This is a genomic window from Natrinema sp. LJW11, assembly GCF_056135975.1.
The window spans coordinates 383,866-406,036 of sequence record NZ_JBWBDM010000002.1; the positions used below are offsets into that span (position 1 = coordinate 383,866).

The 22,171-nt window shown below is 65.9% G+C and carries 20 protein-coding genes; 9 read left to right on the forward strand and 11 right to left on the reverse strand.

The window, feature by feature from the left end; all coding sequences use genetic code 11:
* Window positions 1–242 precede the first annotated feature (242 nt).
* The 4 genes from AC0QDI_RS06535 to AC0QDI_RS06550 form a co-directional block, all read right to left on the reverse strand.
* The gene (locus AC0QDI_RS06535; protein ID WP_474666422.1) at window positions 243–3,041 is read right to left on the reverse strand and encodes a DUF7527 domain-containing protein; all 2,799 of its coding nucleotides are present in this window, start codon (window positions 3,039–3,041) and stop codon (window positions 243–245) included.
* Window positions 3,042–3,169: 128 nt separating this feature from the next.
* Window positions 3,170–3,448: a UPF0058 family protein gene (locus AC0QDI_RS06540; RefSeq protein WP_474666424.1), complete on the reverse strand. Its 279-nt coding sequence runs from the start codon at window positions 3,446–3,448 to the stop codon at window positions 3,170–3,172.
* 69 nt (window positions 3,449–3,517) lie between these two features.
* The gene (locus AC0QDI_RS06545) at window positions 3,518–4,162 is read right to left on the reverse strand and encodes a DUF998 domain-containing protein (protein WP_474666426.1); all 645 of its coding nucleotides are present in this window, start codon (window positions 4,160–4,162) and stop codon (window positions 3,518–3,520) included.
* Between the two features lie 196 nt (window positions 4,163–4,358).
* Window positions 4,359–4,826, reverse strand: coding sequence for a DUF5793 family protein (locus AC0QDI_RS06550; protein ID WP_474666428.1), 468 nt, complete (start codon window positions 4,824–4,826; stop codon window positions 4,359–4,361).
* 197 nt (window positions 4,827–5,023) lie between these two features.
* Here AC0QDI_RS06550 and AC0QDI_RS06555 point away from each other — a divergent pair, with 197 nt between their 5' ends.
* The 6 genes from AC0QDI_RS06555 to AC0QDI_RS06580 all read left to right on the forward strand — a co-directional run bounded on the left by AC0QDI_RS06555 (window position 5,024) and on the right by AC0QDI_RS06580 (window position 12,042).
* The gene (locus AC0QDI_RS06555) at window positions 5,024–6,916 is read left to right on the forward strand and encodes a type II/IV secretion system ATPase subunit (protein WP_474666430.1); all 1,893 of its coding nucleotides are present in this window, start codon (window positions 5,024–5,026) and stop codon (window positions 6,914–6,916) included.
* Complete coding sequence (locus AC0QDI_RS06560) at window positions 6,913–9,027, forward strand: type II secretion system F family protein (protein ID WP_474666432.1); 2,115 nt, start codon at window positions 6,913–6,915, stop codon at window positions 9,025–9,027. The genes AC0QDI_RS06555 and AC0QDI_RS06560 overlap by 4 nt, the downstream gene beginning before the upstream one ends.
* 270 nt (window positions 9,028–9,297) lie before the next feature.
* Entirely contained in the window at window positions 9,298–9,774 is a 477-nt protein-coding gene (locus AC0QDI_RS06565; protein ID WP_474666434.1) for a 30S ribosomal protein S15, read from the forward strand.
* 5 nt (window positions 9,775–9,779) lie between these two features.
* Window positions 9,780–11,003 carry an exonuclease gene (locus tag AC0QDI_RS06570; protein ID WP_474666436.1) on the forward strand — a complete coding sequence of 408 codons (1,224 nt, stop codon included), beginning with the start codon at window positions 9,780–9,782 and terminating at the stop codon, window positions 11,001–11,003.
* Window positions 11,000–11,404, forward strand: coding sequence for a KEOPS complex subunit Pcc1 (locus AC0QDI_RS06575; RefSeq protein ID WP_474666438.1), 405 nt, complete (start codon window positions 11,000–11,002; stop codon window positions 11,402–11,404). Before AC0QDI_RS06570 ends, AC0QDI_RS06575 begins: the two co-directional genes overlap by 4 nt.
* A complete protein-coding gene (locus tag AC0QDI_RS06580; protein ID WP_474666440.1) occupies window positions 11,401–12,042 on the forward strand; it encodes a 30S ribosomal protein S3ae in 642 nt (213 codons plus the stop codon). Before AC0QDI_RS06575 ends, AC0QDI_RS06580 begins: the two co-directional genes overlap by 4 nt.
* Before the next feature lie 162 nt (window positions 12,043–12,204).
* Here the strand turns inward: AC0QDI_RS06580 and AC0QDI_RS06585 are convergent, their stop codons facing one another.
* Together AC0QDI_RS06585 and AC0QDI_RS06590 are read right to left on the reverse strand one after the other, a co-directional pair.
* A complete protein-coding gene (locus AC0QDI_RS06585) occupies window positions 12,205–12,510 on the reverse strand; it encodes a putative quinol monooxygenase (RefSeq protein ID WP_474666442.1) in 306 nt (101 codons plus the stop codon).
* Window positions 12,511–12,588: 78 nt separating this feature from the next.
* Window positions 12,589–13,023, reverse strand: a complete 435-nt coding sequence (locus tag AC0QDI_RS06590) for a cupredoxin domain-containing protein (RefSeq protein ID WP_474666444.1) — start codon at window positions 13,021–13,023, stop codon at window positions 12,589–12,591.
* Between the two features lie 109 nt (window positions 13,024–13,132).
* On the opposite strand from AC0QDI_RS06590, the gene AC0QDI_RS06595 reads away from it, so the two are divergent.
* From AC0QDI_RS06595 to AC0QDI_RS06605, 3 genes are all read left to right on the forward strand, one after another.
* Complete coding sequence (locus tag AC0QDI_RS06595; RefSeq protein WP_474666446.1) at window positions 13,133–13,858, forward strand: protein sorting system archaetidylserine synthase; 726 nt, start codon at window positions 13,133–13,135, stop codon at window positions 13,856–13,858.
* A gap of 66 nt (window positions 13,859–13,924) precedes the next feature.
* Window positions 13,925–15,277, forward strand: a complete 1,353-nt coding sequence (locus tag AC0QDI_RS06600) for a HEAT repeat domain-containing protein (protein WP_474666448.1) — start codon at window positions 13,925–13,927, stop codon at window positions 15,275–15,277.
* Window positions 15,278–15,454: 177 nt separating this feature from the next.
* Window positions 15,455–17,245, forward strand: coding sequence for a phospholipase D-like domain-containing protein (locus AC0QDI_RS06605; RefSeq protein ID WP_474666450.1), 1,791 nt, complete (start codon window positions 15,455–15,457; stop codon window positions 17,243–17,245).
* A gap of 47 nt (window positions 17,246–17,292) precedes the next feature.
* Here the strand turns inward: AC0QDI_RS06605 and AC0QDI_RS06610 are convergent, their stop codons facing one another.
* From AC0QDI_RS06610 to AC0QDI_RS06630, 5 genes are all read right to left on the reverse strand, one after another.
* Entirely contained in the window at window positions 17,293–17,727 is a 435-nt protein-coding gene (locus AC0QDI_RS06610; protein ID WP_226040988.1) for a metal-dependent transcriptional regulator, read from the reverse strand.
* 127 nt (window positions 17,728–17,854) lie between these two features.
* Entirely contained in the window at window positions 17,855–18,349 is a 495-nt protein-coding gene (locus tag AC0QDI_RS06615; RefSeq protein ID WP_474666453.1) for a ferritin-like domain-containing protein, read from the reverse strand.
* A gap of 156 nt (window positions 18,350–18,505) precedes the next feature.
* Window positions 18,506–19,726 carry a Fe-S cluster assembly protein SufD gene (sufD, locus tag AC0QDI_RS06620; RefSeq protein ID WP_474666455.1) on the reverse strand — a complete coding sequence of 407 codons (1,221 nt, stop codon included), beginning with the start codon at window positions 19,724–19,726 and terminating at the stop codon, window positions 18,506–18,508.
* 1 nt (window position 19,727) lies between these two features.
* Window positions 19,728–21,158, reverse strand: coding sequence for a Fe-S cluster assembly protein SufB (gene sufB, locus AC0QDI_RS06625; RefSeq protein WP_474666457.1), 1,431 nt, complete (start codon window positions 21,156–21,158; stop codon window positions 19,728–19,730).
* 60 nt (window positions 21,159–21,218) lie between these two features.
* The gene (locus AC0QDI_RS06630) at window positions 21,219–22,127 is read right to left on the reverse strand and encodes an ATP-binding cassette domain-containing protein (RefSeq protein ID WP_474666459.1); all 909 of its coding nucleotides are present in this window, start codon (window positions 22,125–22,127) and stop codon (window positions 21,219–21,221) included.
* Between the last annotated feature and the right edge of the window lie 44 nt (window positions 22,128–22,171).

Genomic DNA, 22,171 nt, shown 5'->3' on the forward strand with positions numbered 1-22,171 from the left:
GAACGACGCCTCTTCCCGCCGTTTTTTGCCGGATAGCGGCTATAATAACTCACATGTCCGCCTCAGAGCGTCGCTGCCCTCGGAGAGCGACCGCGTGCCGATTTGGCGGTCGGAAGAGACGCGAATCGTCTGCACTTCTCTCACACTCGACGATCGGTGGCGGACACTGCCGGGACGAGAAAATGCTGACCAACAGGCACCAACGGTGACGGAAAACGGAACGTGGATTCGATAGCGACGGCTTAGAGCTCGGGGACGTTCATATGGAACCCTTCGGAACGGGATTCGACCAGGCAGAGGTGGTAGCCGTCCTTCCGCGAGAGGTTGACGTAACTCAGTTTCGAGCCCCGGCTAAGGAAGCCGCCGCTCGTTGCCTGCTCGGCCACCTCGAGCGCGCCGGGTTCGAAGTAACTCGAGGTGACGGCGATCGCGGCCGCCAGGTCCGGATAGTTCGCCTTCACCGCGGACGCGGCTTCCTCGAGTTCGCCGAGGAGTTCCTCGGTCGCGGGCTCGCGCGAGTCGTTGAGCGTGACCAGCACGAGCGGATTCCCCATTTTGTCGTAGGCGACGATGTCGAAGGTGACCTGATCGGGAACGTCCTCGGTCTCGTCGTCGGCGAGCGAGATGGTCGCGCCGAGTTCGGCCCGATCGATCCGCGGAATCGCGTCGTACAAGTCGCCCAGCCCGTCCGCGTTACCGGTGTCGCGGATCTCGTAGAGCAGCATCTCGGTGAGCCAGTCGACGAACCGGTACTCCATCGTCGACTCGAGGAACTCCTCGTAGGGCGTTCCGTCGATGGCTGCGTCGCTCGAATCGAACCCGGTGTGGTGCTCCAATCGCAGATTCGACGCGACCTCGCTGCGATCCGCGTTGCCGTCGTGGGCCGTCTCGAGGGTCGGCTGACTCTTCGACCCGTACCGAACGAAGAGGTTCGTCCCCGAGAGCGCCTGCTGGGGCGAAAGCTGGGTGCTCGCGCTCGCTCCGGGTTCCGTCTCGCCGACCTCGCGCTGGCGGGCGCGTTGCAGGTCCGTCTCGAGTTCCTCGATCCGCGTCTGGAGCCGCTCGACGGTCCCGGCGAGATCTTCGTTTTTCGACTGCAGCCGGTCGCGTTCGGCCTCGAGTTCGTCGGCTTTCGCGACGAGCGCGTCGCGGTGCTCCTGTAACGTCTCGATCTTTTCGGTGAGGGCCTCGACCCGTTCGTCGGTCGAGTCGGTCGCGTCGGCGGCTTCTTCCGGTGAACGCTCCGATTCAGGGTCCCGGGATCGTCCCGCTTGCGACCCGGCGGCCGACGCCGTCGACGTCTCGGCCGCCGCCGAGTTCTGCGAGTCCGCTCGAGCGTCGTTCGACGAGGCGGTAGCCGTACTCTCGTCGGCCCGGTTCGGCGACTGCTCCGAGGCGGATCGGTCCGGCGACGACCGATCCGAGTTCCCCTCGCGTCCGCCCGCGCTGGAGTCGGAGATCGCCTCGCTGTTCTCCGGATCGATCGAGGGAATGCGTCGCGTTTCGCGCCATTCCTCCTCCCGTTCGAACTGCTCCTCGAGGGCGTCCTCTTCGCTCGCCGCCTCAGCCTCGGTGGCGGGTTCGTCGTCGGACGATCCGATTGCCGCCGTCTCGCCGTTCTCGTTCGCCCCGCCGTCCTCGTCCGCGTCGTCCGCGTCGTCCTCGTCGTCCTCGTCGACCCAGGAAATATCGTTCTGATCGAGTTCCTCAGCCGCCGCCTCGACCTCCGCGAGGTCGGGACTCGAAGCGGACCCCTCGCCCGTCGTCGGTCGTGGCTCATCGGTCTCGATGTCGTCGGTGGCGGCGGAATCCACGGTTTCGGTCGGTTCTGCGACCGTCTCGGTGGACGTCGCGGTCGCCTCCGTGGTCGTCGACGGCTCGCTCTCAGTGCCGCCCTCGTCCGTCGGATCGGGCGTGGTGCCCTCGCCGGGCGACGCCCCGTCGACTCCCGACTCCGCCGGTGTCGACTCCGCCGGTGTCGACTCCGACTCTGACTCAGGTTTGGAGCCGGTCGATCCGGTGTCGGGATCCGCGTACTCTGTCGACTCGGTCTCCGCGCCCGTGTCCTGCGTTGATGGGGTGCGTTCGTTGTCCGCGGCGGTCTCGTCCGGATCAGAGTCGGGATCGAGATCGACGGACAACCCCGAGTCGGTAATGCCCGTAGCGGCCGACTCCGGCTCCGCTTCGCTTTCGTCGGTCGACGTGATACCAGTCGCGTCCCCCGTCAGGTCGATCTCCGAGGACAGCGTCGGCTCGTCGTCGTCGGCCTCTTCGATCGCGTCGCTCCCGGCCGCGTCGTCGGTGGCGACTGGGTCGGTGTCCGAGACGTCGATCGGGTCGATCGACGGGGTCGTTGCGTCAGTAGATGAGTCAGCGGTCGGATCGGACGCCGAACCGGGATCCGGAGATGGATCGGGAGCGCTTGCATCGACGGCAGGATCGACTGTCTCGGCGTCCGTCGTCGGATCCGCCTCCGACCTCGAGTCGGGGTCGGCATCGGCCGTCCCCGGAACGTCGACGACATCGATCTCGACGTCGGTGACCTCGTAGATACCGACCTCGTCGGCCGCTCGCTCGAAGGCATCGTCACCGGTGTGCAGCCGTTCGGCGTTGCCGATGTAGGCCGCGGCCATGCGGCGACCGCCGTAGTAGACGGCGTAGTAGTCGCCGCTGAGTACGTTTTCGCTCAGTTCGATGTAGCCGGTGAACGACCCGCTTTGCAGCGTGCCATCGACCTCGCGAAGCGGCGTCTCGTTCGTGTAGTATTTCGCCCGCGGCTCGCCGCCCTGTTCTTCCATCGTACAGAGTAAGGGGAGCGACGGGTGGGGGGCCTCGTACCGCGTTCCCGAGGCGGTCTCGAAGTCCTCGATGTCGCCGTCGATGACGCCGACGATGCGGCCGTTGAGCATAAAGAGCCACGTGCCCGCCGCCGATACGGCACCCGAGAAATCACCAGCAGCGAGATCGGAGAGACCGTCGAAACCGCCGTTGAATGGGCGGGAGTCCCACTCCTCGACGCGCTCTTGCGTGCGCGAGTCCATACGTCAACAAGCGGGAACCACACCAAATACGTTTCGCCTGTCGTGACTACTGAAACGATCGTCCGCCGAACCGTACTCCGTCGCCGATCAGGTATTCACCGACTTGCGGCAACTGCGATAGAAATCGCCTATATCTTCGATTCCGCGTCCTCGGCGAGTTCCTTCATCCGCTTGCCGATCCGACCGGCGCTCGAGAACTCGTCCTCGGTCATCGCGCTCGCGAGCGCGTTGCCGAGGACGAAGACCGCGTGTTTGTGTTCGCTCTTCGACTTGTGGACGTGCGAGGGATCAACGTCGAGCTGGCGGTAGGGATCGAACAGCGTTTCGTCGACCTCCTCGCGCTCGGAGAAGTACTCCATGATGACGACGAGTTCTTCGTGGAGCTCGAGGAGTTCGTCTTTGTGCATATCCGCGTATAGGGACGGTTTCGATTTAAGCGTTGTGTGGCCGAACGTCGCAACGGCGGGCGCGAGCGGTCAGCGACTCGGTCCGTCCGTTTCCCGGTCGGTTCGGTGGACAACGACGACCGCGAGCAGGAGTACCCAGCCGCCGAAGGCGACGGCAGCGACGAATTCGGGGACGGCGAACCACGTGCCGATATCGATCGCACCGCCGAGGGACGCCAGCCAGCCCAGCCACACGACCGGGTGAACGATTCCGAGCCAGAACGAGGCGACTGCGAGACGGCCATCACCGGCCAGCGCCGCTCCTGACCCGTAGACCCAGCTCGCGAACGGTGCCACGCCGAACACGGTCAGGGCCGCGAGCCCGTGTTTGCTCGTCTCAAGGTAAAGGCTCGTATGTTCGAGGAAGAAGATTCCGACGCCGATCATCCCGACGACGGCGACCGCGAGTAGCGCGACGCCGACGCGCTCGACGGCGTTGCGGCTCGCGATCCAGAGCCGCCACCCGAACGGGAGGCCGATCAGCCCACCCAGAATCAGCCCGCCGTTGAACAGCAGGAACGTCGGGGCCCCGTACCGGCCCATATCGGAGAGCGCCCGGTCTTGCCACGTGAACGTCTCCGGCGGGGCGAGGATCGTCGCGAGGAAAATGGCCCCCACCGAGACGATGGGCCCGACGATCCCGCAGTACGTCGCGATCCGTCGCCTGTCAACCATAGAACTGGGTCATCGGCGCGTGTCTATCAAACTGACCGTTTGGATCGTCGATGAACGTGAGAGGGTTAAGGGTCGGCGCGTCAACTCATCATCCGTCGACCGGTGGCGTTTGCCGGCAACCGTTCTCCGTCGGGACGCGGGAATCGAGCGAAATGACCGGGCCGATCCGACCGACGGGATCGAATTCAGAATCGGGCTAGAGTTCGACGCCGCTGGGGATCAGACTGTGTTGCCGGAGCAGGCTCCCCTCGTCGTCGTAGACGAGAAACGTTCGTTTATCGTAGTCGACGAACGAGTCACCGTCGAGCGTGATCTCGACCGCGTACCGGCCGTCGTCGTCGGCGGTATCGCCGTACCCGCGCGCGGCCTGAATGAATCGGAGGACGTCGTCGGCGTCCTCGTTGAGTTCGAGGATGAACTCGCCGGTGATGCGATTGGTGACGCTCACTACCCCCGCAGTGTCGTCCCCCAGCGGCCCCTGTAATCGGAGGGCAACGTCCGTTTCGCTCGCCTCGAGAACGTCGCCGCCGGGACCGGTCAGGCGCTCGCGAAGCATCGTCGCCGGGCCGGTGAAATCGATCGATACCACGGGCTTCTTCGGTTCGCCGTCGGTCTCGACCCAGTCGATATGAGTGACATCTAACGTGAAGTGCTCGCGCCTCATTCCGTACCCGATGCTTCGGACTCCCGCGGTATGAACGTAACGCACGACAAATTATATTAGCCACCGAATTGGCCGTCCGATCCACCGATAACGGCCACGCCGATCCGCCACGCTGGCTGAGAGCGGACGGCCGACGCGCCGATCGGCCGTCTCCTTTATAATAGTCGCGTCCGGACGTGTCACGAAACCCGCGATCGATGGACTCCTCAGACCACAGCGGTTCGGGCGAAGCGAGAAACGGCGACGAGAGCGACGCCGACGCCCGTCCGTCCGACGGCTCCGCGACTCCCGGCACCGGCGGTTCGGATACGGCGGCGGAGACCGAGTCGACGATCGACGCCGCTCGACGCGCGCTCAGACGGGTCGTCGAGACCCTCCGGGGGTCGACCGTCGACGTCGGAGCCTACGAGCCGGGTAGCCACGGTCCGCTGGTTACGTTCGACGACCCTCAGGGGCTCGAAGAGGTCGACCGCTACTGGGTCGACGCGCCGTTTTCGTTCGTCTCGATCGGCTACGACCACGACGCCAGCCAACACCGGTACCGGACCGTCGAACCGACGCTCCGCGACGAGGAGGCGGTCCTGCTCGAGACGCTGCTCGAGGACGTCCGCGATCCGCTGTTGTACCGCGAGAACGAGGGGGAGGACGTCGAATCGCTGCTCCGGGAGACGGTTCGGGAGTTCCTGGAGCGCTACGGGGCCGAGATCGACGCGGCGACGTTCTACCGACTGTTTTACTACATCCACCGGGACTTCCGGGGGTACGGCCCGCTCGACCCGATCATGCACGACCCGCACGTCGAGGACGTCTCCTGTGACGGCTACGAGTTGCCGCTTTTCGTCTATCACGACGAGTACACCGACGTCGCGACGAACGTCTCCTTCGAGAAGCCCGCGCTCGATCGGTTCGTCGTCCGACTGGCCCAACACTCCGGCCGACACATCTCCATCGGCGACCCGATGGTCGAAACGACCCTCCCCGACGGCTCCCGGGCCGAACTCGCCCTGGGCGAGGAGGTGACGCCGCGTGGCTCGGCCTTTACGATCCGGAAGTACGCCGACGAGCCGTTCACGCCGATCGACCTGCTCGAGTACGGCACGTTCGACGTCGAACAGTTGGCCTACCTCTGGCTCGCGATCGAGCACAACAAGAGCCTGCTCTTCGCGGGCGGCACCGCGTCGGGGAAGACGACCAGCATGAACGCCATCTCGATGTTCATCCCGCCCCGATCGAAGGTGGTGACGATCGAGGACACCCGCGAACTCCAGTTGTCTCACGACAACTGGCTCTCCTCGATCACGCGCGAGCGAGTGCACGAGGGAACCGACGTGACGATGTACGACCTGTTGCGATCCGCGCTCAGGCACCGCCCCGAGTACATCGTCGTCGGCGAGGTCCGCGGCGAGGAAGCGATGACGCTCTTTCAGGCGATGAACACCGGACACACGACGTACTCGACGATGCACGCCGATTCGGTGCAGACGGCCATCAACCGGCTCGAGAACGAGCCGATCAACGTTCCCCGGTCGATGGTCCAGAGCCTCGACGTGCTCGCGGTGCAGACGCTGACGCGCACGGGCGATCAGCGCGTGCGCCGGAACAAGGTCCTCGCGGAGATCGAAGGCGTCGACCAGCGGACCGGCGAACTCGATTACTCGACGGCCTACACCTGGAACGGCGAGACCGACAGCTTCCGAAGCGCCGGCAGCAAGCTCCTCTCGGAGATACGGGACGAACGCGGCTGGAGCCAACAGGAACTCCTGACCGAACTCGCGAACCGGAAGCGGTTCCTCGAGTACCTACAGGCTAACGGTATCGCCGACTACCGGCGCTTTACCGCGCTCGTCAACGAGTACTACAGCGACCCGGATCGGATCCTCGAGACGATCGCGGACGATGTGGACGATACTGCGGACGGCGTGGACGTTGCTGTGGACGGCGCGGACGTTGCTACGGGAAACGTAGGCGATGTGACGGACGAGGCCGCTGATGCTCCGACCGGTGACGACGATCGCGCACCCGCCCGCCCCGACGCGGGACGCGTCGACGGATCGACGCGAACTGAGACTGACGACGCTCGAGACGGATGAGACTCGTCACCGTCGGTCCGCTGGCGTTCGCGGTCTTGCTCTGTGCGCTGGTCGTGATCGCCAGATACGCCGATCGCGTCGATCGAGCCCTGAGTCGGATTGCGATCCGGCTCTTCGGGAGCAGCGTCGATGCGGTCCGCGGCGAGCGCCCGGACAGGCAGGCGGCGTTACGGGCCGCACGGGTGCCGACGACCGGCCGCGATTACGGGTCGAAGACGCTCCTGTACGCCGCCATCGCCGCCGTCGCCGGCTCGGTTCTCGGAGTGTATGCGATCTGGGGCCTTCTCGTTCTCCTCTCGATCGATTCCGACACGATGCGGGCGGCGCTCCCGGATCCGCTCGGCTTCCTCGCGGCCCTGGGCGGGCTCCCGTCCCTGTCGCTGGTCGAACTCGTCGTCCTCTTCTGTGGCTCCGCGCTCACGTTCGGGGCAGTGGCCGGCTACGGCGCGTACTGGTTCCGGTGGTGGTATCCGGGGTACGTCGCCGACGCCCGCGCCCGGCGGATCGAGGCGGGGTTACCCGCGCTGGTCGCGTTTATCTACGCGCTCTCGCGGAGCGGCATGGCGTTCCCGGCGGTCGTCCGCGTGGTCGCCGATCAGCAGGATACCTACGGCGAGGCCGCCGCGGAGTTTTCGGTCGCGCTCCGGAGCATGGACACGTTCGGCACGGACGTCATCACCGCCCTCCAGACGATGGGGCGGCGCTCGCCCAGCCCGCAGTTCCGCGAGTTCACCGAGAACCTCGTCAGCGTCCTCCAGAGCGGACAGGGACTCTCGCCGTTCCTCGAACGCCAGTATCAGGACTTCCGCGAGGACGCCGAATCCCAGCAGGAGAGCGCCCTCGATCTGCTCGGGACGCTGGCCGAAGCCTACGTCACGGTGCTGGTCGCGGGGCCGCTCTTTCTGATCACCATTCTCGTCGTCATGGGGATCGCCGGCGACGACACGTTCGGACAGTTGCGGCTGTTCGTCTACCTCGTCTTGCCCCTGGCTAACGTCGGATTCATGGTGTATCTGAGCACGGTGACCGACAAGCTCGATCCCAGCAGCGGGGTCGCCGAGGAGTCGCCCGCCGTCGACGCGCCGTCCGTCGGCGCGGATTCCGCCGGCGTCGAGCGACGGGCAGACGGCGGGCGCGGAACGGCGGAGGACGCCGCCACTGGCCCAGCCTCGACTCCGCACCCGAACGTCGAACGGGTGCGGTACTACCGCCTGCTGGCCGGGATCCGCGATCGGTTCGGACACCCGATTCGGACGCTCGTCGAGCGGCCGACGCTCACGCTCGCGATCACCGTCCCGATCGTGCTCGTGGCGCTGGCCGGCCGGCTTCCGACGGCGCTCGAGGGCGGGTTCGACGCGACTGCGGTCGACGACACCGTCGCCATCGGGGCCTTCGGGGTCCTGACCGTCTTCGCGGTCGCCTACGAACTTCACTGTCGCCGGCTCGCGGCGATCGAAGGCGCGGTCCCTGACCTGCTCGATCGACTCGCCAGCGTAAACGAGGCCGGCCTGTCGATCGTCGCGTCGATCGGCCGAGTTCGGGGGTCAGCTCTCGGTCCGCTCGGTCCCGAACTCGACCGGATCTGGAACGACATCCAGTGGGGTGCCGATCTGCAGACGGCGCTCGTCCGATTCGAGGGGCGCGTCGGCACCCGCTCGATCTCCCGGGTCGTCACCCTGCTCACCGAGTCAATGAAGGCCAGCGGCAACCTCGAGACTACACTCCGAATCGCCGCGCGACAGGCCGCGGCCGACCGCCGCCTCGAGCGCGAGCGCAAGCAGGCGATGGTCGAGTACATGGTGGTCGTCTACGTTTCGTTTCTGGTCTTCCTGTTCATCATCGCCGTGCTCGCCGGCTATCTGATCCCGAACCTTCCGACCGGGGGTACGGAGCTGCCCGCCGCGTCCGGGTCCGGAATCAGCGGCCTGGGCGGGTTCTCCCAGGTCAGTGCCGACGCCTACGCCACGCTGTTCTACCACGCGACGCTCGTCCAGGGGACGTTCTCCGGGCTGATCGCCGGCCAGTTGAGCACCGGGGATGTCGGAGCGGGGACGAAACACGCCGCCGCCATGATCGGGCTCTCCGTGCTGGTCTTCGCCATTTTGCTCTGATCGACGGCCCCGTGGCAGCCGCGGCGGCCTCCCCAGCCGCCCGACGACCCTTGCGATGTAGAAACGCTTTAGTCCCCGACGACGGAAGCGGTAGTGGGAAGCGCACGGCCGCAAATCCGACTGCGTCACCCCCTCTTTCGGGTGGCTTGGGATTGCGGAAGTGCACGGCGAGAGCCACGGACTGTCGGACAGCGCGACTCCCGACGCGGGAGCAGTAACTGTCGCTCGACAGACGACACTCGCGGTCAGTGCGATTCCTATCCTCAACCAATGGCACGAATGCACACCCGCCGTCGCGGCTCGTCCGGTTCGGACAAGCCGTCGGCAGACGAACCGCCGGAGTGGAGCGACGTCGACTCGGACGATATCGAATCCCGAGTCGTCGAACTGGCAGAACAGGGCCACGATCCCAGTCAGATCGGGATGAAGCTGCGTGACGAAGGCGTCACCGGCACGCCCGTCCCGGACGTCAAGCTGGCGACCGGGAAGAAGATCACCGAGATCCTCGAGGAAAACGACGCGGAAGCGGCGTTCCCCGAGGACCTCCGGAACCTCATGGAACGCGCCGTTCGACTGCGCGAGCACGTCCGCGAGAACCAGCAGGACTACCAGAACAAGCGCGCCCTGCAGAACACCGAAGCGAAGGTTCGCCGCCTGGTCAAGTACTACCGCGGCGACGAAATCGCGGCCGACTTCCAGTACTCCTACGAGGTCGCGACCGAGCTGCTCGAGCTCGAGGACGAATAACCCGCATGTCCACCGAGGGTCGATCCGCCGAGCCGGCGTCCGCCACGAGCGCCCTCGAGAGCGCCGGCTTCGTGCGCCTCGTCGCCCGGGCCGACGGCGACGCACTCGCTGCGAGCGGCCTCCTCGCGAGCGCCCTCGCCGAGCGCGAAACGCCGTACCAGGTGACCGTCGGCCGAACGATCGCGGAGCGATCCGAGCGCGTCCCGGCCTCGAGCGGCGAGGGCGACGCCACGATCCTCGTCGGCGCCGCCGACGCGGCCGACACGGACGATTTCGTCCGGCTCGCGGCCGAGAATCGACCGGCGACGCTGGAAGCCGTTGATCTCGTCCGCGAGATGGGTGCGACGCCGGATCCGGTGCTCGCACTCGCCGGCGTCGTCGCCGGCGGGAGCGACCCCGGTGCCGGCGAGAGCGAGTGGCTCCTCGAGACCGCGAGCGAACGCGGCCTCGTCGAGCGGCGACCGGGCGTCGCGGTACCGACCGCCGATCCGGTCGACGGGCTCGCGCACTCGACGCGCCTCCGCGCGCCGTGGTCGGGCGATCTCGACGCGACGCGCGAGGCGATCGCGGCCGCCGTCGACGGCGACCCCGCCGACCTCGATGCGGACGACCACCGGGCGATCGGCTCGCTGGTCGCACTCGACGTCGTCGGTGCCGACGGGGCGGCCGACGCCGCGGCGGCGTCAATCGGACGCGCGCTCCAGCCGTACGCCACGTCCGAGGCCCCCTTCGCGACGCTCGGCGGCTTCGCCGACGTGCTCGAGGCCCTGGCCCGAACCCAACCGGGGACGGGAACGGCGCTCGCGATGGGCCACGACGTTCGCGAGGCGGCGCTCGAGGCCTGGCGCGAGCACGGACGCCGCGCCCACGCGGCGCTCGCGGACGCCTCGACCGGCCGCTACGACGGCCTGTTCGTCGTCGGGATCGACGACGGTCCCGTCGAAGCCGTCGCGCGGATCGCGGCGGCCTCCCGGTCGCCGGAGCCGGCCGTTCTCGTCGTTTCCGACGGCGAGGCGGCGATCGCGACCCGCGACGCTGACCCCCTCACCGCGACCGTCGAGGGCGTCGCTCGCGAACTCGAGACCGGAGCGGCCGACGGGGACTCGGAGACGGCCCCCGACGCCGGTATCGCGGTCGAGTACGACGTCGGTCACCGGCGCGGCTACCTTCGATACGACCCCGACGTGGACGAATCGGCGATCGTCGCGGCAGTGAGGGAGTTCCGATGAGTCGGCGCGCGACGATCAGGACGGATCACGACGACGCCGCCCTCATCGCGCGGGCGCTCAGCCCGGACAACACCGACGAGATGTCGACCACCGTCGAACGCGACGGTGAGTCGATAGACGCGGACGACGACGCGACGATAGCAGACGACGAGACGACGGCAGACGCCGCAGGCGACGAGACGCCAGCGGACGCGACCGACGGGACGGCGGGCACGATCGTCACGCGGATCGACCGCGAGACGACGAGCGGCCTCCGATCGACGGTCGACGACTACGTCGTCAACCTCGAGGTGGCGATCGACGTGACGTCGCAGGGACGGACGGTACAGCACGCGGAACCGACGGACACGGGACCTGTGTCCGAACGCGGTAGCGACTCAACACACGATACAACACAATGAGTGAACGATCAGTTTCACGCGCGAAACAGGAGAAGCGGTGGTACACCGTTCTGGCACCCGAGCAGTTCGACCGCCAGGAACTCGGCGAAACCCCCGCTGACGAACCGGAAAAGGTCTACGACCGAACCATCGAAACGACGCTCGGCGACCTCAACAACAACGCCAGCGAGAACAACACGAAGCTCACCTTCAAGATCACCGACGTGGGGAGCGACAGCGCGTACACGGAGTTCGTCGAACACTCCCTGACGCGGGACTACCTGCGCTCGCTGGTCCGCCGCGGCGCCTCGAAGATCGAGGCCTACGTCACCGTCCTCACGACGGACGACTACCGCGTCCAGATCCAGCCCGTCGCCTTCACGACGAAAAAGGCCGACGCGAGCCAGGAGAAGGCCATCCGCGAGCAGATGGTCGCGATGATCGAAGAGGCCGCCGAGGAGCGCTCCTTCGAGGAGATCATCGACAGCGTCGTCGAGGGACATCTCTCCTCCGCGATCTACGGCGAGTCCAAGACGATCTACCCGCTTCGCCGCGTCGAGATCCAGAAGGCCACCCTCGAGGCGCACCCCGAGGAAGTCGCCGAAGAGGAAGCGACCGCGGTCGACGTCGACGACGAAGACGTCGCCACGGGCGACTGATACGGCTTGCTGTAACGATTTACCGGCGCGACCGCAGGCCGAATCGCGGTCGCGCCGGAACTGACTTACAGCAGACCGTATGAAACCGGCGCCGAGCGCGATCGATTGTCGCGGTACCGATTTCGATATTTTGGGGCCGAAACTGACCGATAGCGGTCCGTCTCAGAGCTCGAGTTCTTCGGCGGACGCCACGTCGAATCGGGTCACCGTGGGCTCACCGGCGAGTAGTTCCGGTAACGCCGCGGAAAACTCCTGAAAGTGATCGGATTGGGCGTGTGCGCCGAACGCCGCCTCGTCTTCGTACCGTTCGAAAAAGCGGACGACGTTCGGATCGGAGACGTCCGTCGTCGCTCGGTAGTCGATCACGCCGTCTTCTCGCTGTGACTCGGTGACGAGTTCCTCGACCGACTCGAGCGCGTCGTCGCGGCGGTCCGGGTCGATCGGGAAACTCGCGTGAATAACGATCATTGCGGCAGTACAATTCGGCCGGCGGGAGATAAAAGCAATCCGTGAGTCCGCGAGGCTCGAGCCGCCGTCCGACGGCCGTCACTCCGAAACGACGATTGAACCCATCATCTCGGCCCCCTCGTGGGGAATGCAGAAGTATTCGTACGTCCCGGGGACCTCGAAGGTGTGCTCGAACGTGTCGCGCGTCCCGAGTCGACCGCCGCGGCCGTCCCAGGCGTCGTACGCGGCCGCCTGACTCTCGTAGCCGCCGGACGCGAAATACTCGGCGTCGTCCGGAATGAGCGTTTCGTAGGCCGTGACGGTGTGGTCGGCCTCGCTCGTGTTCTTCCAGATCACCGTGTCGCCGACGGATACCTCGTACTCCGCCGGGAGGAACTCGGTGCGGTTCATCCCGATGTGGCAGTCGTCGCCGGTACAGGGATCGTCCTCGAGGACGCTGAGCGCGGACGAACAGCCCGCGAGGCCGGCCGAGGCGGCGGTTCCGACGGCGGCGAGATAGGCACGCCGGTGCATACGTGATCGTTAGGAGAGTTGCGGTATAACCGCCCCGGTTCAATCCTCGAAAGTGAGAACGCTGTGGAAACGAAAACACGTAAGGTAGCTCCCCGTCGATTCCGGGCATATGCTTCCCCGGTTCGTCGGTCGGGTCGGCGTCGCCGACGCGGTGACGATCGCCAACGCCGCGCTGGGGTTCGTCGCGGTCGTCGTCGCGGTCGTCGACATCGATCTGGCGGCTCGGCTGATCCTCCTCGCGGCCATCGCGGACGGCCTCGACGGTATCCTCGCACGGCGCTACGGCGGGACCGACGCCGGCCCCTACCTCGATTCCCTCGCCGACGTCGCCTCCTTCGCCGTCGCCCCCGCCGTCCTCTCGTTCGTCGTCGTCACCGGGGGCCTCGAGATCGGATTCGACGCGGTCAGCGCCGAACTCCTGCTCGTGACGACGGTCTGTGCGCTATTCGTCGCGATGGCCGTCACTCGTCTCGGAATGTATACCGCCTACGACATCTCCGGTAGCTACACCGAAGGCGTTCAGACGACGCTGGCCGCGACGATCCTCGGTGCAGCGATCCTCGCCGGCGAGACCCAGCCGTGGCTCGTGCTCGCGATCACCGGCGCGTTCTGTTACCTGATGGTCTCGCGGATCCAGTACCCCGACCTGCTGGCTCGAGACGCCGCCATCATGGGCGTCATCCACGCCCTCGCGATCCTCGTTCCCGATTTGGTCGGTCGGACCTTTCCGTACGCCCTCCTGACGCTCGGGCTGGCGTACATGGTTCTCAGCCCCTGGCTGTACTGGGGCGACGCCGAGCGGACCGGCGAGGTCGGCGTGCATGGAAACGCTTAGGGCCGTGCTGACACGACCGTAGGGTATGTACACTGTCACGCGTCGGCGTCGCCTCGAGGTGGGACGATGAGCGAGGACGAGTCGAACGGTGACGACGGGGCCGTCGAGGACGAACCGGGCGACGACGAGCAGCCCGCCGACCTCGCGGAGATCCGCGAGCGACTCGATGCGCTGGCCGCCGATCTCGAGGGACTCGATTCGACCCTCGAGGCGGCCGAGACCGAGGACGACCTCGACGTGGTCGAGGCGGATCTCGCGTCGTTCCGGACCGAACTCGAGAGCGTCGAGGTACCGGAGCCGCCCGAAACCGACGACGAGGACGAGGAAGACGAGGACGCGGAACCCGCGCCGGAAGAAGAGTTACAGGAGGAGTACGACGAGATCGAGAGCGACCTCTCGGACCTCGAGTCCGACCTCGAAGACCAGCGCGGCCCCTACGGCGAGGACGTCGTCGGTGAGATCGACGATGCCAGCGGGACGATAACGGACACCCGCTGGACGGAGGAGGGCAAGGCCGAACTGATCGAAGCCGTCGACGACTTCCTCGACGAGTTGAACGGCCTACTCGGAAGCTCGGTCACGCTGGTCAATCGGGGCGAGACGGTGCCCGAGCAGCTCGATGCGACCCTCGACGAGGCGGCCGAAGCCGTCGAGGACGCCGCACTCGACGCCGACGACGACGCCGAGACGATCGCCGACCTGCTCGAGGCGACCGACGGTCTACAGAGCGATATCGACGACGCGACCGAGTGGACCGACCTCGAGATCCGCGAGCAGCTCCGCCGCGAGGGCTACTACGACGTGCTCGATCACGTCAAGGACTTCCCGCCGGAGTGGCACGCGCTCAAGGTCCACGAGAAGCAGGGGAACGTCGATCAGATCCTGCTCGCGCTCGAGACGTTCGACTCCGACTTCATGGAAGAACACTGCATGGAAGCCCTCGAGCGGATGGGGCCCGAGGAGGCCATCGACCCGATGCTCCAGAAGGCCAACCGGCGCGATCAGGCCGCGATGGCCGTCCTCGGGAAGATCGGCGTCGACGACGAGGAGATCGTCGAGACGCTGGTCGATTACGTCGACTCCAACCCGAACCTCCAGCGACCCGCGTTCCGCGCCCTCGGCGAAATCGGTGCCGCGGACGCGGTCGAGCCGATCGCACAGCAGCTCGTCGCCGGCGAGGCCGACGTCCGCAGCTGGGCCGCCCGCGCGCTGGGCCTGATCGGCGACACCCGCGCCATCGAGCCGCTCGCGGACGTCCTCGCGGACGACGACTCAGATCGCGTCCGTGCCAGCGCCGCGTGGGCGCTCAACCGCATCGGCACCCAAGACGCCCTCGAGATCGTCGCCGACTACGGCGACGACCGTGCTTACCTCGTCCAGGCCGAAGCCGAGCGCGTGGATCTCGAGCCCGCGGCCTGACACGCGGAAAGACGGAGAATCGTCTTTCGACTGGTTTCGATCGTACGACACCAGAGCGGACAATGTGGGCGGTCGTACCTTTCGATCCCCTACTACTACTGCTACGGACGGATCCAATCGCGACCAGAACTCATTGACGCCGATATTTTAAGTAGGGAAAGGCAGCCAGACGGAGCGATGGATCTCCGGCGGGCCGCATTCGTCGCCGTACTCGCCTGCTGTCTCGTTGCCAGTGCAACGATACTCGCTGGGTTCGCGGTCGCCAACGGAACGTCGATGCGCGAACTGCCCGCTGCTCGAGCAGCCGCGGATGGAACATCGAGCCAGTCCGAACTCGCCTGTCCGCCTCGAGCGGGGGAGCGGAATCCGATCCCCACTGACACGACGACGAACCCACGAATAGTCGGCCTCTACCCGAACCCCACCACCGACGGCAACGCCGGCGAGTTCGTCGTCCTCGAAGTCCCGCCCGAAACCCGCCTCGAGACCCTGACCCTCGCGGACGGCCACACGACGGCGACACTCCCGAACGAGACGGACACCGGACGTATCGTCGCGAGTACTGCGCCGAACGTCACGAAAACGCTGACCGAGCTCCCTGTCCTCGGGCTCGAGGGTCACCTTCAACTCGCGAACGATGGCGACGACCTGCGACTCCGAAACGCGACGACCACGATCGATTCGGTATCCTACGATCGCGCACCGGCGGCCGAACGGTGGTACCGAACGGAGTTGACCGACGTCGAGGGTGAGAACAAAAGCGGCGGCCACTGGTGGCCGCGAGACGCGACCTGTCACCCCGTCTCGAGCGCCGAAATCGACGAGGCGACGGCGTTCGTCCTCCCCGACGGCCCCGAGATCCCGCGGGAGACGATCCGGAACGCCGACGAGCGGCTCCTGCTGGCCGGCTACACCGTCACTTCCGACGCGATCGCCGCGGACCTCGTCGACGCGGTTGAACGCGGCGTCGACGTCTCGGTGCTCCTCGAGGCGAGCCCCGTCGGCGGTACGCCGGCGGCGACCGAGGGCGTCCTCGAGACGTTCGCAGCCGGCGGGGTCGACGTGCGGGTCATCGGCGGCGAGGGAGCGCGCTACCGGTATCACCACCCCAAGTACGCCGTCGCCGACGACCGCGTGCTGGTCACCAGCGAGAACTGGAAGCCCTCGGGCGTCGGAGGAGAGAGCAGCCGCGGCTGGGGCGTTCGACTCGAGGACGAAACCCTCGCAGCCGATCTCGCGAGCGTCTTTCGAGCTGATTTCGAGGGATGGGACACGGTATCGGGCGAATCCTACCGAGCGAAGGCCTCGTTCATCGACGACGAGGAGCAGGGCTTCTCGTCGTCTCGATCCGAGTTCCCCACGAATCACGAACCCGCGACGGTCCCCGTCGACTCGGCCGAACTCCTGATCGCGCCGGACAACGCCGAGGGCCGACTGCGAGAGCTACTCGCTGGTGCGGACAACGAAATCCTCGTCGTCCAGCCAACTATCGCCGCCGACGTCTCGTTGCTCGAGGCGACCCTCGAAGCGGCCCGTCGCGGCGTCAACGTGAAAATTCTGCTCGGATCGACGTGGTACAACGCGGACGAAAACGAGCGTCTCGCGGCCGACCTCGAGCGGGTCGCCGATCGGGAGGCGCTCCCGCTCGAGGTCCGCCTCGTCGAGGATACCGACCGATTCGAGAAGATCCACGCCAAAGGGGTGGTGATCGACCGAGAGGTCGCGATCGTCGGCAGTGCGAACTGGAACGCGAACTCGCTCGAGAACAACCGCGAGGTGCTCGTGGCGCTCCACGGCGAGCAGGTCGCAAACTACTACGCCGACGTGTTCGACGCCGACTGGTCGGGCGATACCCGGACGTTCCCGATCGGACTCAGCGTGGCGGTCGTCGTTGCCCTCACCGTTGCGGCGATTATCGGACGGCGATACGTTCGATTTGGAAACCAAAGATCGTCCGACTACACGTAACCAGCGGCGGTGTCAATCGATATTCCGGGCGGCAGAAGCGACGGTTCTCAGTCCGCGTGACCGCCGGCCTCGAGTTCGAGCAGTTCACAGCAGTCCGCTTCGGCATCGAAACAGTCTGGACACTGCTCGGGCCGGTCGATGATCGTGTCCAGCCGTTCCGCGACGGTGTCGTCGATGACGCTCTCGAGGGCGCGGGCCTCGTCGCGAAACTCCTCGACCTCGAGGACGTTCGCGAGGAACCGCTCGATGATACAGTAGGTCTGGAGGGCGTTGTGGGCGCGCTCGAGTCCCTCGTCGGTCAGACTGGCTCCCTTGTACTTCTCGTGGTCGACGAGTTCGCGGTCCTGGAGTTTGCCGATCATCTCGTTGACGCTGGCCGGGCTCACCTCGAGCAGATCCGCGAGCGTGCCGGTCGATGCGGGGCCGTCCTCGATTCGCTGCGCCAGATAGATCGCTTTGAGATATTGATCTGCGGTGTTCATGCTCTCCCTCCGTCGGGACCGCCACGGGCCGCGTCCGTGCTGCGCCGGTGTACTCGAATCCGGGGACCGATGCGGGCGTCGGGCGGCGAGCCACCGATAGCGGCCGCCGCGGTCGTCCGTTTCCCGATCATGCTCTGTGCTCCATGATCTCGGTCACTTCCTCGACGCCCTCCTTTTCCTCCTCGCGGATGCTGTACAGCGTCTCGAGTAGCCGATCGCGATCGACGGCGAACGCGGCGTCCGACGCCTCGATCGCGTCGATCAGATCGTCGTAGAACTTGTAGGCCGTCTCCTCGTTCGCCAGCTGATCGTAGAGCACGCCGTCCGTGTCCTCCGGCGGCCCGTACTGGGCGTCGACCAGCGCGTTGATCTCCTCGTACCCGACCGTTTCAGCCTCGAGATCGTCGATCAGCGCCTCGAGTCGCTCGCGGTGGTCGGCCGATTCGGCGGCCGCCTCGGCGAGCAACTCCTCCACCTCCTCGTCGAACTCCGCCCGCTCCTGGGGGGGCAGGGACTCGATGTGGTGGGCGGCGCGTGACTCGACGAGTTCCTCCAGTACGACCCCGATCTGCAGCAGCCGGGTCAACTGGTGGTCGCTCGAGACACGCTGTCCCAGACTCATATCGTGACAAGCGGGCCGCTGTTACTTAGTCGTCTCGGAGAGTGGGCGTCAGAAAGGATCGAAGCAAAAGAACGGAAATAGGGTGGTCGGCGTCTCGGTATTCACGGGGCGCTTCGCGCCCCGTTCGTTCGAGGGCCTCGCGTAGCGAGCCCCTCGCTAGTCTCGCTGCCGGAGTCGCGCACCGATCAGTCCCTCGAGGTCGTCGCGGAGTTCGTCGACGTCGATCTCCTCGAGGACGGGGACGAAGAAGCCCTCGACGAGCATGTTGCGGGCCGACCGCGGATCGACGCCGCGGGAGGTCATGTAGAACAGATCCTCCGCGTCGATCTGGCCGACCGTGGCGCTGTGGGACGCCTCGGTGTCGTGGTTGTTGATGATCAGCTTCGGGGAGGCGTCGGCCTCGCTCTCGTCGGAGAGCATCAGCGTGTTCTCGCGCTGGTAGGAACTGGTGTCCCACGCGTCGGGGCCGACATCCTGGACGCCTTCGTAGACCGAGCGAGCCACGTCGTCGGTAACGCCGCGGGTGACGAGGTCGGCGGTCGTGTGCTCCGCGCGGTGCCAGACCTTCGCGTCGAGGTCGAAGTGCTGATCGTTGTGGCCGTAGAAGGCCCCGACGATCTGCGTTTCCGACGAGTCGCCGCTGAGCGTCGTCGAGACTTGGGTCTTCGTGAGTTGCGTACCAAGGTTCCCCTCGATCCAGTCGATCGTGGCGTAGGTGTCGGCGACGCCGCGCTTGACGGTGAAGTTGTAGGCCTCCTCCGAGAGGTTCTGGAGGCTGCCGTACTGCACGTAGCTGTTCTCGCCGGCGGCGACCTCAACGACGCCGCTGTAGTACTGTTCGTCCTGCTCCGCGCCCGTCGACTGACGCTCGACGATCGTGACCGAGGACGACTCCTCGGTGACGACGAGCGTGTAGTTGAACAGCGACCGGGAGTTCTGCTCGGTTCGGATGGCGACGTCCTCGGCGTCGACGCCTTCCGGGACGTAGACGACCGTCCCGGTGCTGAAGAGGGCGGTCGAGAGCGCCGTCAGGTAGTTCTCCTGCGGGTCGACGGTGGTGCCGAAGTGTTCCTTCAGGAGGTCCTCGTGTTCCTGGACCGCGTCGGCCCACGAGAGGACCTCGGCCTCGTCGGGGCCGACCTGATCCTTGTTCTCGGCCGCGTTCAGCGGGTCCACGAGGGACTCGAAGTCCAGCTCGTGGAGGTTCGTCCAGTCCCGGCCCGGCGTCCGGATGACGTCGGGCATGTCGAGCTCCTCGAGCGCGTCGAGGGCCTCGAGACGGGTCTCGAGGAGCCACTCGGGCTCGTCGAGGCCGCCGCTGATCTCGCGTACCTGTTCTTCGGTCAGATTGGCGTGTACCTGTGTTCCTGCGCTCATATTATCCGAGGCTCCCCTCCATCTCGAGTTCGATTAAGCGATTCAGTTCGACCGCGTACTCGATCGGCAGTTCCTCCGTGATCGGCTCGATGAAGCCGGCGACGATCATCTTCTTGGCGTCGTCGTCGTCCAGTCCGCGCGACTGGAGGTAGAAGATGTCCTCGTCGCCGATCTTGCCGACGGTCGCCTCGTGAGCGACGTCGACCTTCGACTCCTCGATCTCCATGTACGGCATGGTGTCCGACGTGGACTCGTTGTCGAACATCAGGGCGTCACACTCCACCGCAGTCGAGGAGTTCTCGGCGCCGTCGGCGATGTGGACGAGCCCGCGGTAGTTGGTGCGGCCGCCGTCCTTGGCGATCGACTTGGACTCGATGGTCGAACTCGTCTCGGGCGCGTTGTGGTAGACCTTCGCGCCGGTGTCGATGTCCTGACCCTCGCCCGCCAGGGCGATGGTGATGTGGGTGTCGGTCGAACCGCGACCCTTGAGGATCGTACACGGATAGAGCATGGTCACTTTCGATCCCATGCTGCCCGAAACCCACTCCATCGTGCCGTTTTCTTCGCAGATGGCGCGCTTGGTGTTCAGGTTGAACGTGTTCTTCGACCAGTTCTGGACGGTCGAGTACTGCACGTGTGCGTCTTCGCCCACGAAGACCTCGACGCCGCCCGAGTGGAGGTTGTGGGTGCCGTACTTCGGTGCGGAACAGCCCTCGATGTAGTGGACTTCCGACCCTTCCTCGGCGATGATGAGGGTGTGCTCGAACTGGCCCATTCCCTCCGAATTCATTCGGAAGTAGGCCTGAACCGGCATCTCGACGGTAACGTCCTCCGGGACGTAGACGAACGAGCCGCCGGACCAGACGGCCCCGTGCAGCGCGGCGAACTTGTTGTCGCTCGGCGGCACGCAGGTCGTCATGAAGTGCTCCTTGACGAGCTCGGGATGCTCGCGAACGGCCTCGTCCATGTTACAGAAGACGACGCCCTTCTCCTCCCACTGCTCTTGCATGTTCTGGTAGACGACCTCGGACTCGTACTGGGCACCGACGCCCGAGAGAGCGTTCTTCTCGGCTTCCGGAATGCCCAGCTTGTCGAACGTGTCCTTGATCTCGTCTGGCAGCTCCGTCCAGTCGTCGACGCCTTCGCGTTTGTCGACGTCCGGGCGGATGTAGGGAATGATCTCTTCGACGTCCAGTTCGGAGAGGTCGGGCATGCCGGGCCAGTCCGAGGGCATCGGCATGTTCTGGTACTGCTCGAGCGCGCGGAGGCGCCGCTCGAGCATCCAGTCGGGCTCGTCCTTGTCGTCGGAGATCATGCGGATGACCTCCTCGGTCAGCCCTTTTCCGGATCTAACGGCGGAGTTCTCTTCCTTCTTGAACTCGAACCGGGCCTCAGTGTCTGTCTCTTTTAGGTGGTCTTGATCGGAACTCATTGGTTGATGTAGTTGTGTTTACGGCTGTAGCGTTATTACGGTTGTTCTAGTCGGAATCGGTTACGCGGTGCCGTAGACTTCCTCGCGGACCCAGTCGTACCCCTTGTCCTCGAGCTTCTCGGCGAGTTCCGCCCCGCCGCTCTTTGCGATCCGACCGTCGAGCATCACGTGGACGTGATCGGGCTCGACGTAGTCGAGGATGCGCTGGTAGTGGGTGATCTGGAGGATCCCGGTGCCCTGCTCGTCGCGCAGCGCGTTGATCCCGTTCGAGACGTCCTGCAGTCGGTCGATGTCGAGCCCGGAGTCGATCTCGTCGAGGACGGCGATCGAGGGCTCGAGGATTGCGGCCTGCAGCACCTCGTTTTGCTTCTTCTCCCCGCCGGAGAAGCCGGCGTTGAGGTAGCGCTGGGCGAACTTCTCGTCCATCTCCAGCTGTTCCATCTTCTCCTGAAGGATCTGCTGGAATTCGGCGACGCCGACCTCGCCCTCGTCGACGTTCCCTTCCATCGGCGAGGTCTCGAAGCCGTCGTCCTCGGCTTCGGCTTCCTCGCCGTCCTCGTCCTCGAAGAGCTCCTCGCGCTCCTCGATCTTGGCGTTCAGCGCCGTTCGGAGGAAGTTCGTCATCGTGACGCCTTCGATCTCGGCCGGATACTGGAAGCCGAGGAAGATGCCGAGCGCGGCGCGCTCGTTGGGCTCGAGGTCGAGCAGGTTCCAGGTTCGCTGGTCCTCGTCGATCTCGATATCCTCGCCGAACTCCTCGTCCTCCAGGTGGAGCAAGACCTCACCGTCGGTGACCTCGTAGGCCGGGTGGCCGGCGATGACCTTCGCTGTCGTCGACTTCCCGGAGCCGTTGGGCCCCATCAGGGCGTGAATCTCGCCCGACTGTACTTCGAGGTTTACGCCCTCGAGGATCGTCTCGTCGCCCTCCGCCACTTCCGCGTGCAGGTTGTTTAGTTCGAGGCGTGCCATAGTATTCTGTCGTATGGACCAAGGGCCGTTCGCCCCATAACGTT

Bases quoted from the DNA above. Each gene is read 5' to 3' on its own strand.
- AC0QDI_RS06535 (WP_474666422.1), bottom strand. From the start codon at position 3,041: ATGGACTCGCGCACGCAAGAGCGCGTCGAGGAGTGGGACTCCCGCCCA.
- AC0QDI_RS06540 (WP_474666424.1), bottom strand. From the start codon at position 3,448: ATGCACAAAGACGAACTCCTCGAGCTCCACGAAGAACTCGTCGTCATC.
- AC0QDI_RS06545 (WP_474666426.1), bottom strand. From the start codon at position 4,162: ATGGTTGACAGGCGACGGATCGCGACGTACTGCGGGATCGTCGGGCCC.
- AC0QDI_RS06550 (WP_474666428.1), bottom strand. From the start codon at position 4,826: ATGAGGCGCGAGCACTTCACGTTAGATGTCACTCATATCGACTGGGTC.
- AC0QDI_RS06555 (WP_474666430.1), top strand. From the start codon at position 5,024: ATGGACTCCTCAGACCACAGCGGTTCGGGCGAAGCGAGAAACGGCGAC.
- AC0QDI_RS06560 (WP_474666432.1), top strand. From the start codon at position 6,913: ATGAGACTCGTCACCGTCGGTCCGCTGGCGTTCGCGGTCTTGCTCTGT.
- AC0QDI_RS06565 (WP_474666434.1), top strand. From the start codon at position 9,298: ATGGCACGAATGCACACCCGCCGTCGCGGCTCGTCCGGTTCGGACAAG.
- AC0QDI_RS06570 (WP_474666436.1), top strand. From the start codon at position 9,780: ATGTCCACCGAGGGTCGATCCGCCGAGCCGGCGTCCGCCACGAGCGCC.
- AC0QDI_RS06575 (WP_474666438.1), top strand. From the start codon at position 11,000: ATGAGTCGGCGCGCGACGATCAGGACGGATCACGACGACGCCGCCCTC.
- AC0QDI_RS06580 (WP_474666440.1), top strand. From the start codon at position 11,401: ATGAGTGAACGATCAGTTTCACGCGCGAAACAGGAGAAGCGGTGGTAC.
- AC0QDI_RS06585 (WP_474666442.1), bottom strand. From the start codon at position 12,510: ATGATCGTTATTCACGCGAGTTTCCCGATCGACCCGGACCGCCGCGAC.
- AC0QDI_RS06590 (WP_474666444.1), bottom strand. From the start codon at position 13,023: ATGCACCGGCGTGCCTATCTCGCCGCCGTCGGAACCGCCGCCTCGGCC.
- AC0QDI_RS06595 (WP_474666446.1), top strand. From the start codon at position 13,133: ATGCTTCCCCGGTTCGTCGGTCGGGTCGGCGTCGCCGACGCGGTGACG.
- AC0QDI_RS06600 (WP_474666448.1), top strand. From the start codon at position 13,925: ATGAGCGAGGACGAGTCGAACGGTGACGACGGGGCCGTCGAGGACGAA.
- AC0QDI_RS06605 (WP_474666450.1), top strand. From the start codon at position 15,455: ATGGATCTCCGGCGGGCCGCATTCGTCGCCGTACTCGCCTGCTGTCTC.
- AC0QDI_RS06610 (WP_226040988.1), bottom strand. From the start codon at position 17,727: ATGAACACCGCAGATCAATATCTCAAAGCGATCTATCTGGCGCAGCGA.
- AC0QDI_RS06615 (WP_474666453.1), bottom strand. From the start codon at position 18,349: ATGAGTCTGGGACAGCGTGTCTCGAGCGACCACCAGTTGACCCGGCTG.
- sufD (WP_474666455.1), bottom strand. From the start codon at position 19,726: ATGAGCGCAGGAACACAGGTACACGCCAATCTGACCGAAGAACAGGTA.
- sufB (WP_474666457.1), bottom strand. From the start codon at position 21,158: ATGAGTTCCGATCAAGACCACCTAAAAGAGACAGACACTGAGGCCCGG.
- AC0QDI_RS06630 (WP_474666459.1), bottom strand. From the start codon at position 22,127: ATGGCACGCCTCGAACTAAACAACCTGCACGCGGAAGTGGCGGAGGGC.